General features: G+C 32.2%; 11 protein-coding genes. 6 read left to right on the top strand and 5 right to left on the bottom strand.

Annotated features, from left to right (window positions below; genetic code table 11):
* The first annotated feature begins 2 nt into the window (after nt 1-2).
* A complete protein-coding gene (gene rodA, locus OA85_RS15650; protein ID WP_039110782.1) occupies nt 3-1,238 on the top strand; it encodes a rod shape-determining protein RodA in 1,236 nt (411 codons plus the stop codon).
* Between the two features lie 156 nt (nt 1,239-1,394).
* On the opposite strand, the gene OA85_RS15645 is transcribed toward rodA, so the two are convergent.
* Nucleotides 1,395-2,240 (bottom strand): DNA/RNA non-specific endonuclease, encoded by an 846-nt coding sequence (locus OA85_RS15645; protein WP_039110781.1) that lies wholly within the window; start codon nt 2,238-2,240, stop codon nt 1,395-1,397.
* Nucleotides 2,241-2,525: 285 nt separating this feature from the next.
* The gene (locus OA85_RS15640) at nt 2,526-4,805 is read right to left on the bottom strand and encodes a carboxy terminal-processing peptidase (RefSeq protein WP_039110780.1); all 2,280 of its coding nucleotides are present in this window, start codon (nt 4,803-4,805) and stop codon (nt 2,526-2,528) included.
* A 209-nt stretch (nt 4,806-5,014) separates the two neighbouring features.
* Here OA85_RS15640 and surE point away from each other — a divergent pair, with 209 nt between their 5' ends.
* The 5 genes from surE (at nt 5,015) to OA85_RS15610 (ending at nt 10,008) form a co-directional block, all read left to right on the top strand.
* A complete protein-coding gene (gene surE, locus OA85_RS15630) occupies nt 5,015-5,812 on the top strand; it encodes a 5'/3'-nucleotidase SurE (RefSeq protein ID WP_039110778.1) in 798 nt (265 codons plus the stop codon).
* A 72-nt stretch (nt 5,813-5,884) separates the two neighbouring features.
* On the top strand, nt 5,885-6,157 hold the full coding sequence (locus OA85_RS15625; protein ID WP_039110776.1) for a hypothetical protein: 273 nt from the start codon (nt 5,885-5,887) through the stop codon (nt 6,155-6,157).
* Between the two features lie 100 nt (nt 6,158-6,257).
* The gene (lpxB, locus tag OA85_RS15620; protein ID WP_039110775.1) at nt 6,258-7,370 is read left to right on the top strand and encodes a lipid-A-disaccharide synthase; all 1,113 of its coding nucleotides are present in this window, start codon (nt 6,258-6,260) and stop codon (nt 7,368-7,370) included.
* A gap of 36 nt (nt 7,371-7,406) precedes the next feature.
* Entirely contained in the window at nt 7,407-7,907 is a 501-nt protein-coding gene (locus OA85_RS15615; RefSeq protein WP_039110773.1) for a C40 family peptidase, read from the top strand.
* A 64-nt stretch (nt 7,908-7,971) separates the two neighbouring features.
* Nucleotides 7,972-10,008, top strand: a complete 2,037-nt coding sequence (locus OA85_RS15610; protein WP_039110772.1) for a ComEC/Rec2 family competence protein — start codon at nt 7,972-7,974, stop codon at nt 10,006-10,008.
* Nucleotides 10,009-10,011: 3 nt separating this feature from the next.
* Here OA85_RS15610 and OA85_RS15605 read toward each other — a convergent pair whose 3' ends face one another.
* The 3 genes from OA85_RS15605 to OA85_RS15595 all read right to left on the bottom strand — a co-directional run bounded on the left by OA85_RS15605 (nt 10,012) and on the right by OA85_RS15595 (nt 13,790).
* The gene (locus tag OA85_RS15605) at nt 10,012-10,473 is read right to left on the bottom strand and encodes a thioredoxin family protein (protein WP_039110771.1); all 462 of its coding nucleotides are present in this window, start codon (nt 10,471-10,473) and stop codon (nt 10,012-10,014) included.
* 53 nt (nt 10,474-10,526) lie between these two features.
* Nucleotides 10,527-12,011, bottom strand: a complete 1,485-nt coding sequence (locus OA85_RS15600; RefSeq protein ID WP_039110770.1) for a peptide MFS transporter — start codon at nt 12,009-12,011, stop codon at nt 10,527-10,529.
* 102 nt (nt 12,012-12,113) lie between these two features.
* Nucleotides 12,114-13,790 carry a peptide MFS transporter gene (locus tag OA85_RS15595; protein ID WP_039110769.1) on the bottom strand — a complete coding sequence of 559 codons (1,677 nt, stop codon included), beginning with the start codon at nt 13,788-13,790 and terminating at the stop codon, nt 12,114-12,116.
* Nucleotides 13,791-13,850 lie beyond the last annotated feature (60 nt).

Raw genomic sequence — 13,850 nt, 5'->3', positions numbered from 1 at the left:
AAATGAAAAACCAAAGCGTAACGAACAATCTTGACTGGATATGTATCATTATCTATTGCTTATTAGTAATAATGGGCTGGTTAAACATTTATTCCTCTTCCTTATCCTCTATGGAAGGCACTTCCGACAAACAACTTATATTCATCATATTAACTATTCCTTTAATTTTTATTGTACTTTATGTAGATGGTAAATTTTACGAAAAATACGCGAGTATTATTTTTGGAATATCACTGTTATCATTAGTTGGTTTATTTGCTTTTGGTAAGACCATAGCTGGACAACGTTGTTGGTATGGCATTGGAAGTTTTACAATACAACCTTCCGAATTTGCTAAAGCAGCTACAGCATTGGCATTAGCCAAATACTTAAGTGATCCTCAAATTAATTTGAAAGATGTTAACAGGCAAATACAGGCACTTGCCATCGTATTTTTACCTGTTATGCTCATTTTACCTCAACCTGACCCGGGAAGCGCACTTATTTACAGTATTTTTATAATCGTTTTGTATCGTGAAGGACTTCCATCTTGGTATGTTTGGACAGGATTCATTACCATTCTTTTATTTGTACTGACATTAGTATTACAACCACAATATGTGATTTTAATTGCATTATTAGTCCTAATCATTATACATTTCAAATCACGCTTATCCGATAGAAATATGCTCCTAAGCGGAATTTTGTTTGCCATAATTTCAGGATTTGTCTTATCAGTAAATTATGTTTTTGTGCATGTATTTAAACAACACCATAGAGACCGTTTTAATATATTATTAGGGAAATCTGTAGATATGAAAGGGATTGGTTATAACACTAATCAATCAGAAATAGCAATTGGATCTGGAGGCTGGCTAGGCAAAGGCTTTCTTGAAGGCACACAAACCAAAGGAGGTTTCGTACCTGAACAACATACCGATTATATATTTACCACAGTAGGTGAAGAATGGGGATTCATAGGATCTCTTGTCGTTATTGGTCTTTTTGTAGGACTGTTTTTAAGATTAATATATCTTGCCGAAAGACAAAAAACAAAATTCAGTAGAGTATATGGCTATTGTGTAGCCGGTATTTTATTCATTCATTTCTTTGTAAATATCGCAATGGTCATAGGGGTTTTTCCAACAATTGGAGTACCGTTACCTTTCTTTTCTTATGGAGGATCAGGACTTTGGGGTTTTACTATTTTACTTTTTATATTTATTAAAATGGATGCCAATAAAGTAAATGAATGGTAAATGGAATGCTATATTGGGAGCTAAATCCTGCTATTCATTTCAAGTTTTTCGTCTCGTTAAAGTTTTAATTATTTTTTCAAGAGCTTCCTCCGGTCGCTTTGAAAAAATATAAAAACTAATAAACGAGCTTTCAAAAGCTTTCCATTACTATAAGGGCTAGTTGAAACTCCAGCTTTTATAATCACTACTTTTTTCCAATTGACTTTCTAACTTATCCTCTAATTCAGGAAAAAAGTCAACTCCTGTCAATTTTTCGATGCGATCAACTGAAACCACAAAATCATACAAAGGTTTATCACTTGCTTCATTTGGAACAAGAAAAGCAATCATTTTGTATTTTCCATCGGATTTATCAAGTAAGACTTTATAAAAATACTTTGGGACTGAAACCTTTTCCCTGCCTATAGTTTTAAGTGAAGGTTCTAAAACCCCACCGGTAACCACATAGATTCCATCGTATTTTTCGGCCCAATAACGAACTTTTTGTTCTAATTTGTTCCAAACTCCATCATTAAAACTATGCAATTGTGGAGAAATATTAGATGTAAAAAAAGTATCATTATAAGCATTTCTAGAAAATTCCATATCACCTGCCGGACACAAATGCCCTTTATCAAAACCTGATTTCTTATAATTTCTCCAATCTGCAGAACGCGTTTTCACACTAGGGTCTTCAATAAAAAAAGGACGCTTAAAACTATTATTTATCAGATAGCTTTTCTTTAATTCATAAGCAACCCATTCCGCTTGCTCATACTTTTCATTATACGATAAAGTGAAATAATCGTGTTTTACAATTTGATTAGTTGTTGAAGATGGCAAAAAATTAAAAGACGCATCAGCTATTGCAATAGTGTGCTCTGCTTTCTCAAGATGCTTTTCATTTTCCTGTAAACTGTAGCCATCAACAGCATTGTCAGTATCAAAATTCTTTTTACAGGAAGAAAAAAAGTTCAAGCTAAGCAGAATAGCAACTGAATAAAACAACTGGTGATTTCGCATATATTCTAATCTTATTAATTAACCCGAAGTTAAAAAAACAAAACATAATAAAACTATATGACAGTCCTTAATTCGTACCAAGTCTTTTTTTTGCCACAGATTTCACTGATTCACACAGATTTTATAAGCATCATTAAAGGAATCTGTGAAAATTTTTTTAATCTGTGGCTAATTTTATCGCTTTGGTACTAGTCACGGACAGTCATATAAACTAAATACGCTCCAGAAATTCTATTTAGAATAACTGGAGCGTATTAACAATTAACTATATTGCTAAAAATTATCTTATGACTTAGCTAATTTGTCTTTTTTCAATTTAGCGGGCAAACTCTTTTTTACTATTGATTTCGATTGCAAATCATCTAAAACATTTAACGCTTCTTCCACATAAATATCTTTTGACAATGCTTCATGCCATCTGTCTCTTTTTTCTTTTAAAACTACATCCTTATTAACTTCATCCACCTCATATGGCAATGATGTAAACTTAAGTGTATTTTTATAATCTGCTAAAGGTTTGTATTTTTTAGCTTTTTCCTCAATTTCATTTTGAGCAGTTTTGAATTTATCAATATTCAAACTATAATTATTATCTTCACTTCTACTGTCAATCCATTTAGCATTTTCCTCAATCAACTGAAATTGGGGACTTTGAGAAATCCTTTTCTTACTATTGGCAATAGCCTGATTAAAATTAGCGTTTTTATTCCAAACAGTATAATCAGCAGGGTCAATTTTATCCCAAGGCATAGCATTGTCTACATCACGTTCCCCCATTTTTAAATAAGCATATCTGTCTGGCATAACAATATCGCTGCTTACTCCTTCAAGTTGCGTAGAACCACCATTGATTCTGTAGAATTTTTGCGTAGTTGTTTTTACAGCTCCTAAATCACCCACAGCACTATTACGAACAAACTGATTCAAATCAATTACATTTTGCACCGTCCCTTTACCGTATGTTTGTTTACTACCAATGATAATTCCTCTTTTATAATCTTGAATTGCAGCCGCCAAAATCTCAGATGCAGAAGCTGAAAAACTATTTACCATAATAACCAATGGGCCATCCCATTCAATTTTTTTATCTTTATCAAATAAAACTTCTTTCTTTCTTCCGGCTGATTTTATTTGAACAATTGGACCTTGTTCTATAAACAAACCTGCAATATCCACTACTGTTGATAATGAACCTCCTCCATCATCACGAACATCTAATACAATACCGTTTACACCAGCACTTTTTAAACGTTCCACTTCCTTAGCAATATCTTTTCCAGCATCTCTACCGTCTTTATTTTCAAAATCAATATAGAATTTTGGCAAATAAATAACCCCGTATTTCAATCCATTTTTATTAACGATACTTGATTTAGCATAGGTTTCTTCAATTTCGACAATATCTCTAATTATTGAAATGATTTTAATTGTTCCATCAACTTTTTTCACGGTAAGACGAACTTCAGTTCCTTTTGGACCTTTTATTTTCTTAACCACATCGTCAAGACGCATCCCAACCACATCTACAGCCTCATCATTTCCTTGAGCAACTTTCATTACTAAATCACCTGCTTCAAGTTGTTTCCCTCTCCAAGCTGGACCGCCAGAAATAAGTTCAGATATTTCAGTGAAGTCATTTTTCTTTTGAAGACGAGCCCCAATTCCTTCTAACTTTCCGCTGATACTTACATCAAAACGTTCTTTTTCTTCGGGAGCAAAATAACTGGTATGCGGGTCAAATCGTGCAGTAATTGAATTGATGTAAACAGAGAACCAATCATTTCTATCTAAATCTTTCATAAAACCAAAATACTCATCTAATGATTTCAAAGCACTTTCTCTTGTTTCTTTTTCTAATTCTGCGAAAGTTTTAGGCTTACTGGTATCAACAGTTTTATTACTTTTCTCCTTATCAGGATTAATAATGTCAACTTTAAGCTTTTCTCCTTCTTTCAAAAGATCCGAAGTGGCTTTATCCTCTTGTTCAACAATACCTTTGCTTTTATTTCCTTGAATTTTCAAACGGTCTGTCAATGATGAAAGTGTTGACAATTTTATTTGCTTACGCCATTTATCAGCAAGCTCCTTTTCATCTTTTGAATAAGGCGCTTTCTCATAATCCGTATTGAAACTCTCATCGACATTATAATCAAATGGTTGACTCAAGACACTCTTGTATATCTTTTTACTTTCTTCCATTCTTTTCATCAAACGATCGTAAGTAAGATTAAAAAACGTCAAATCTTTATTCAACAATTCATCATCTAATTCAGTCTCATATTTTGAGAATTCTTCAATATCTGACTGCAAGAAAAAACGTTTAGAGGGATCTAAAGCCTGGATATAATCTTTGTAAATTCCTTTGGAAAAAGTGTCATCTATAGCTGCAGGATTATAATGTCCTTTTTGAATTACAAACGTTAATAGTTCTAATAGCAACTTATCTTTATCTGGATCTTCCTCTTTTGATGCATTAATTTTAAATGCAAACAGTGTTGCTGAGAGACAAACAACAACAAGAAGTATTTTATAATTTCTTTTCATAAAGTCAGTAATAGTATTCATCAATTTTTAAACTAAATTACGGTAAAAACTATGCCAACTATAACAAGGGCTGCATAATTTTTTGTTAAAGATATAAAATTGTTTTTTTTCATCTGGGTTAAATATTCCAAGTTGATAAATTTTATTTTCTTTGTTTATAGAATTTCGTTTTGTGTGAGTACATTTGCTATCTAAATCTTTAATTAGAAATCCCTTTTTGAAAACATAAAATGACAAAACACTCCAAACCTTTAATATTAGTTACAAATGATGATGGAATTTCAGCTCCAGGAATTAGGGCATTAATAGCCGTTATGGCCGAAATAGGAGAAGTAGTCGTTGTCGCTCCAGATGCCCCTCAAAGCGCTACAGGTCACGGAATTACCATAAACGACACTTTGTATCTAAATAAAATATCAAAAGAAAATGATGCCATCACAGAATACAGTTGTTCTGGAACTCCTGTAGATTGTGTAAAATTTGCCGTAAGCGAAATTTTGAAAAGAAAACCAGACTTATGCGTATCAGGTGTGAATCACGGCTCCAATTCTTCTATAAATGTAATCTATTCCGGAACCATGAGTGCTGCTATTGAAGCCGGTATCGAGGGAATTCAAGCCATTGGCTTCTCCTTATTAGATTATGACTGGAATGCCAATTTTGAAGACATAAAGTCATTTATTCGAAAAATAACACTGGAAGTTCTTGAAAATAAACTGCCCGAAGGAGTTGTTTTGAATGTAAATTTTCCAAAATTGAAAGAAAAAGATATCCAAGGAATCAAAATTTGCCGTCAGGCTAAAGCAATTTGGATGGAAAAATTCGACAAACGCAAAACCCCGCAAGGCAGAGATTATTATTGGCTTACCGGAGAATTTGTAAACCAAGACAATGGTGAAGATACTGATGAATGGGCATTAAAAAACGGATATATTTCTATAGTTCCAGTCCAATTTGATTTGACGGCCCATCATGCGACACAACAACTTAACACCTGGAATTGGAATGAAATCGCCACTAAAAACTAGTTTGCAATAGCAAACACCAATACATAAAAAGCGATACCATATATGACCGCTGACAAATAAAAATTTGCTTATATGAATAAAATGGATTTATTAACGGGATTTATAATTGGAATTTTAGCTTCCATATTGGGGAGTTATCTTTTCATCACTTTTTTCACCGACTTTGATTTTATCAACGGTATCAAAATCATGAGATTTGAAGGCAAACTAGGTAAAATAATCACTTTGGGATCTATTCTTGATTTAGTGGCATTTGGAATTTTACTCAAATTAAACAAAGAACTCATGGCACGAGGAGTTGTTTTAGCGGTAATTATCATGACTCTTGTGTCATTATTTATTTAAAAAACAATATTCATACCTTTGTTAAACATAAAAATATTGATCGTAACAGTTCAGAATTTGAAACCAACACTCAAAAATAAAAAATCCCTAAACTAAAAACATGAAATACTACATTATTGCTGGAGAAGCATCGGGAGATTTACATGGTTCAAATTTAATGAAAGCGCTTTACAAAGAAGATCCAAATGCTGACATTCGGTTTTGGGGAGGTGATTTGATGCAAGATGTTGGTGGAACTTTGGTGAAACACTATCGTGAATTGGCTTTTATGGGATTTATTGAAGTGATTTTTAATTTAAAAACCATTTTGAACAACATCAAAATATGTAAAAAAGACATTCTGAAATCCCAACCGGATGTTCTAATATTTATCGATTACCCTGGTTTCAATTTACGGATTGCAAAGTGGGCAAAAGAATTAGGTATAAAAACCCATTACTATATTTCACCCCAAATTTGGGCATGGAAGGAAAGCCGCATTACAGAAATCAAACGTGATATAGACAAAATGTATGTGATTTTGCCTTTCGAAAAAAGTTTTTACGAAGACAAGCATCATTTTCCTGTTGAATTTGTAGGTCACCCATTGATTGATGCGATCCATAACCAAACACCAATTGATGCAACTGTTTTTAGAAAAGAAAATAAATTAGACGGAAAACCTATTATAGCCATTTTACCTGGCAGCAGACAACAGGAAATCACTAAAATATTATCGGTGATGTTGAGTGTTGTCAATGATTTTCCTGAATATCAATTTGTCATTGCTGGTGCTCCAAGTCAGGAATATTCATTTTATGAGAATTTTATATCCAATGAAAATATAAAATTCATATCCAATAAAACCTATGATTTATTGCAAAACGCAACTGCAGCATTAGTTACATCAGGAACGGCAACACTGGAAACAGCGCTTTTTAAAGTTCCGGAAGTGGTTTGTTACAAAGGGAGCTGGGCTTCCTACCAAATTGCAAAACGAATCATTACGCTAAAATACATTTCGCTAGTGAATTTAATTATGGATGAAGAGGTAGTCAGCGAATTAATTCAGGAAGATTGCACGACGAAACGGATTCGAGAAGAATTGAAAAAAATTCTGGAATCTAGTCATCGTAAACAACTTTTAGAGAAATATAACGTTCTAGAAGCAAAACTAGGCGGAATTGGTGCCAGCGAAAAAACAGCAAAATTGATTGTGGCTGATTTGCAATGATACCAATTCTTATAAAATCTGCAAAAAACAACTCTTTTGAAACACCTACTTTACCTTTTATTGATTCTTATTTTTTTTACCGCATGTAAATCAACTTCAGTAATTATTCCTGAAAGAAAAACAGAGGTAGAAACGGATAGAACAAAGTATTTAATAGCACAATTAATTCATTCCGCGTCAGAGAATATTGGTGTTAAATATAAAAGTGGTGGCATGACAAAAGCAGGTTTTGACTGTTCCGGATTAATCTATTCTGTTTTTAATTCTTATAACATTCAACTCCCACGATCCTCTTATGAACAATCAAAATTGGGTTTAATCATTGATAGAGAACGGGATAATATCAAAAAAGGAGATTTAATCTTTTTTAAAACCAATAGAAAATCTCAAATTAATCATGTAGGAATGGTAATTGAAGTTTCTGATGATGATGTAAAATTTATTCATTCTTCTACTTCCAAAGGTGTAATAATCTCCTCCACAAAAGAGCCTTATTACCAAAGCTCTTTTGCACAAATAAATAGAATTATTAGATAAATACCTGAATCATTTTTTTGTGAAAAAATAAAGTTATTCTTACTAAAAATTGTACTTTAGATAAATGAAAGTGCTCCAATTTCCTTTAGCGAGAATAACATTTGGCTTTATTTTAGGGATTCTATTTCCTTATTATTTAAAACCGGAACCTAAAATTATTTTTGCCTTACTATTTATTTCCATCATCACTTTTATCTTTTTTTATTTTTTAACCAAAAAGTATTCAACACAAAATACTTATTTCGGCATTTCCACTTACGTACTTTCCTTTTTTATTGGAGCAACAACATTAATTATTCATACTGATTATTACCAAAAAAGTAATTATACCCATTATCGCTCTATTTTTGAAAAGCCACATTTGATATCCCTTACGCTACGCGAAAAATTAAAAAATTCTAATTTTAATGTTCGTTATATTGCCATAATAAACCACATTGATCAAGCAGAAAGTTCAGGTAGAATACTCTTAAATATCCGAAAAGACAGTTTGAATCATGAGTTCGAAATTGGAACTCAATTAAGAATTAAAGGCACTTTATATGAAAATAGTCCGCCCAGTAATCCCAACCAATTTGATTACAGTAACTATTTGGAGAACAAACAAATCTATGCCCAACTTTATGCAGATACCGATGAGATTAGCGTCAGTCCTGAAATAGACAAGAATATTTGGTATTACACCTCACGATTAAGAACAAAAATTATTCATAGCTTAGAGAAAAGTAACTTCCATAAAACCGAGTTAAATGTAGCCGTTGCTCTAATCATGGGACAACAACAAGATATTTCTCCAGAAATTATTCGGGATTATCAATATGCTGGTGCGGTACATATTTTATCCGTTTCGGGATTGCATATTGGGTTTATATTGCTCTTTGTCACTTTTATTCTCAAACCGTTACCTAATACAAAACGTGGCTCTTTCATCAAGCTTATAATCATTCTGGCTTCATTATCCTTATTTGGATTAATCGCAGGTTTAGCACCATCTGTAGTTCGCTCTGTAGTTATGTTTTCGTTCGTTGCAATAGGTAGCCATTTGCGAAGAAGTGTAAATATTTACCATACTCTTTTGGTGTCGATGTTGCTTATTTTACTTTTTCAACCCTCCTTTTTGTTTGATGTTGGATTTCAGTTGAGTTATATCGCGTTGTTTTTCATCATTTGGCTACAACCCCTTTTAGCTTCTATCTGGTCGCCAAAGTATAAAGTTTCAAAATACATTTGGGATATACTCACCGTTTCTTTTGCGGCACAAATTGGTACTTTGCCTTTAAGTATCTATTATTTCCATCAATTCCCCGGTTTATTCTTTGTGACCAATTTAATTATCATTCCATTACTTAGTATTGTAATGATTTTAGGTGTTTTAGTTATGGTATTGGCTGCTTTCGGATATGTTCCTTTATTTCTTTCCAAACCATTAGAATGGAGTATCTTTTATCTGAATAAAATCATCAATTCCATAGCTTCACTGGAACAATTTATAATTCAGAACATTCCTTTCAACTTTTATTTTTTAATCAGTTTCTATTTGATAATCATAAGTACTGTCATTTGGTTCAAAAAACCAAGTTTCAACAAACTGGTAATGGTTTTAATTTCGACAATCGTTCTACAAATTTCATATATAAAAAACGGATCTGATGTGAAAAACCAAAAAGAATGGATCGTTTTCAATTCGAAGAAAAACACACTGATTACAGAGCGAAATGGAGAAAAAGTTACGGTATATGCTAATGACAGCATTTTGAAAACTTGCCAAAAAAACAACATTCTAACCGCTTATTTAGTTGGAAATTTCAGCACTTTGAAGACTAAAAAAAGAATTGAAAACACCGCTTTTTTCAACGGAAAAAAAATTCTGATTTTGGATAGCTTGGGGATTTATCCTAAAAATATAAAACCTGATATTTTATTACTTACACAATCCCCAAAGATAAATTTAGACCGTTTGTTTCAATCCATACAGCCTAAAATAGTTATCGCTGATGCATCAAATTATAAAACAGTACAAAAATATTGGAAAGCCACTTGCTATAAACAAAAAATCCCTTTTCACGCAACTGGTGAAAAGGGATTTTATAAATTAAATTGAAAATTATTTCTTTTTCAGAATTCCATTGGCAACTTCAAGCCAAGCGGTCGGTCCGCCTGCTACATATCCGGTACTACCCAGTCCTTCAAAATTTACTTTACCTTCTTTATCAGTTCCATTTGCAAAATAAATTGTTGGGAAACCTTGAATTGAAAAAGCTTGTTGCAATTCGTTATTTTGTGCTTTAATTTCAGGAGTTTGTGGCGTTCTTCTAGGATAATCTAATTCTACAAGTACTACATTCTCATTTGCCCATTTTTCAAATTCAGGAGTTTTCAAAACTTCTTTTTGCAATCTGATACACCATCCACACCAATCGCTACCGGTAAAAAACAGCAATAATGGTTTTTTCTCTTTATTCCCTATGGCAATTGCTTCCTTAACATTCGTATGCCAATTAAGTTCTTGCGCCTGCAAAGAAGCGATCCCTATAAAGAATACTATTATTAAATATATTTTTCTCATAATCGATTTATTTTAATACAAATTTAAACAAAAATAATACCATAAAATGTCAGCTATCTTACTTCTTGCATTAATTTTTTAATCAATGGCGTCATAACTATTAAAAAAACACCTGCAACAATAGAATAAATTGCTAACTGATAATAGCCTTCTGTATACGATTGAAGTTTAGAAACTAAAGTTGTTCCAGTATTTGATCTAGACATTTCAGCACCTAATTTTCCTGCCGCCAATTGCCCGAAGGCACTCGCTAAAAACCACAACCCCATCATCATCCCAAACAATCGTTTTGGTGAAAGCTTTGTAATGATAGACATCCCTATTGGACCTAAACACAGTTCACCAATCGTAGTGACCAAATAGGCAAAAGTAAAAACATTCAAAGAAGTCATTCCTTCAGTATTTGCAAAAAATCGAGTATAATAAAAGATATAAAATGATGCACCAAGAAACAAAAATCCAATTCCAAATTTAATTACGGTATTAGGCTCTATTTTCTTTTTTGCCATCCACAACCAAAGTAATCCAATAATTGGACTAAAAACAACTACAAAAAAAGTATTCGAACTATTATTGACTACATTGGGGTCAATATTAAAAAACAACAAACTACTATTCAAATTGTCTTTTGCAAAAAGCGATAACGAACCTCCACTTTGTTCGTAAATAGCATTGAATAAGAAATAGAAAAATATGAACAAAAATGCAGCAATTAACTTTTTTTGAAGATTGATTTGTTTCAAACTAATCACTTCAAAAATGAAATACGAAATTGCAATAATCCCAATGGTGTACATAAAATAATCGGTATATTCAGTATTCTTTACCATTATAAATATAAATGGAATACTCAACAAAGAACACACATAAACAGAAATTTCTCTAATTTTTCGTTTGCTTGAAGTCAAATTTAGCAAAGGGGAGTCACCTATTGGACCAAGATGTTTTTTTGTGAATAAAAAAGTAAGTAGACCAAAAACCATTACAATTGCCGCAGACAAGAAACATAATTTCCAAGAATAATATTTACCCAAATAAATACACAAAGCCCCTCCTAAAAGGCCACCTATATTTATTCCTGCATAAAACATCCCATAACCTGCATCTCTTCGGTGGTCACTTTCATGATATAATTCCCCAACCATTGAGGAAATATTAGGTTTAAAAAAACCTGTTCCAATAATAGAAAAAGCAATCCCATAATAAAACAACGTTTGTGGAGAAAAAGCAATTAGTAAATTCCCTAATATCATTACAATCCCTCCAAAAAAAAGTGATTTTCTGAAACCTAAAATTTTATCGGCAAAAATCCCTCCAATAAAGGTAAAAGCATAAACAAAAGCCTGTATTGCACCATATTGCAAATTAGCAGCCTCATCTTTTAATAAAAGTTGGTCAACCATAAAAAAAGTAAGAACCCCTCGCATACCGTAAAAACAAAATCGTTCCCACATTTCAACCATAAACAAGTACCACAATTGCTTAGGATATTTCCCTTCAAAATTTTGTATTTGTTCTAAACTTAAATTTTGTTCCATTTTGATTTATTATTTAAAAAATAAAGATTCTATTCATAAAAAAACATCATCTCTTTGAGAGTCTCAAAAAGATGATGTTTTTAATTTTATATCATACAAAAATTACCTAACACCGTGCATCATTTTTTTCAAGAAAGGTGTTAATGCAAATAAAATAATGGCTGCAATACCAGTTAAGACTACAAAAACCATAAAAAACTCGAATAAATTATGAATTTCAAAACCAACAAAAATATTATTATGATCGCTAATATTATGATCTGCTAATACTTTTAATTGTTCTGGAGTAGGAGTTATTGTTTTATCTAAAATCCCTTGTAAATCAATCCCTAATTCTTTTGCTTTATTAAATTTATCTCCTGTTGCTGGTAAAATAGATCCTAAAGTCCCCCCTAAAGCATATCCTGAAGCATTAGACAAGAAAAATACGCCGTATAGTAAGGAAGAGAAACGTTTTGGAGATAGTTTCCCTACTAATGACAATCCAATTGGAGACAAACATAATTCCGCACAAGTATTCAATAAATACAATAAAATCAACCATTTAATAGCCAATAAACCAGAGTTTCCAAGGTCTTTTACTTGATTCGCTATCATGAAAAAACTTACGGTTATTAACAACAAACCAACAGCCAATTTAACTGGTGAAATTGGTTCTTTATCATTGGCTCTCAATTTATCCCACAACATACTGAATGGCACAGCTAAAATCACTACAAAAAGCCCATTAAAAATTTGAACCATCGAAGGAGGCATTTGCCATCCAAAGAAGTTTCTATCTGTTTGATTATCTGCTATAAATGTTAATGATGATCCTGCTTGTTCAAAAGCGGCCCAAAAGAAAATGATAAAAAAGGAAACGATATAAATTACAATAATTCTATCTTTTTCAATTTTTGTCAAAGAAGAATCAGATATGATTAATCCCGCTAATGTCAACCCACTGGAGTAAATCAAGGTATAAATTAAATTTTGACCAAAAACAAAATGAACAAGCGCTCCTAAAATCAAAAACACAATTCCGGCAATAATCAAAGATGGTTTAGAAAAAACTGCTTTTTGTGCTTCTCCTTCTTCAAAATCAGCGGCCACATTTTTGGATGGCAATCCTCCTAATGGTCTTCCCTCTGGAGTAACTACATATTTATTTTTTAAAAAGTAAAAAATTAAAGTTCCAACAAGCATTGCAATCGAAGCGGCAAGAAATCCCCATCTGAAAGCATGAATATCTCTAACTCCACCAGTATCTCTAACGTCTCCTAATAATGGACAAATAGATTGCCCTAAAAAAGCACCTAAATTGATTCCCATATAGAAAATGGTAAAAGCAGTATCAAGTTTACTTTTTTCTTGTTTTGGATATAAACTTCCCACCATACTCGAAATATTTGGCTTGAAAAACCCATTTCCAAAAACAATAACTCCTAAACCACCATACATTATTGTAGTAGCTAAACTTAAATTTGCTGAAAATACACTTGCACTGGTAAACAATAATAATTGTCCAATAGCCATCATCAGTCCGCCAAGTAAAATACAGTTTCTATTTCCAAAAAAACGATCTGCAATAAAACCACCTAACATAGGTGTTAAATAACAAAGTCCCAAGAATCCTCCATAAATAAGAGAAGCATCCTCTTCTTTCATCATTAACGAATTCACTAAAAATAAAGTTAATAAAGCTCGCATTCCATAGAAATTGAACCGCTCCCACATTTCAGTTCCAAACAATACCCAAAGTCCTTTTGGATGTGCTGTTTTTACTTGAGTTTCTACCATATTGTTATTTTTTGGATTTTAAATTAGTTTGATAAAGTTAGTCTATTTATTATTTGATTG

The organism is Flavobacterium sp. AED, from assembly GCF_000812945.1.
Lineage (GTDB): Bacteria > Bacteroidota > Bacteroidia > Flavobacteriales > Flavobacteriaceae > Flavobacterium.
This window is presented reverse-complemented; position numbering and strand designations above follow the sequence as displayed.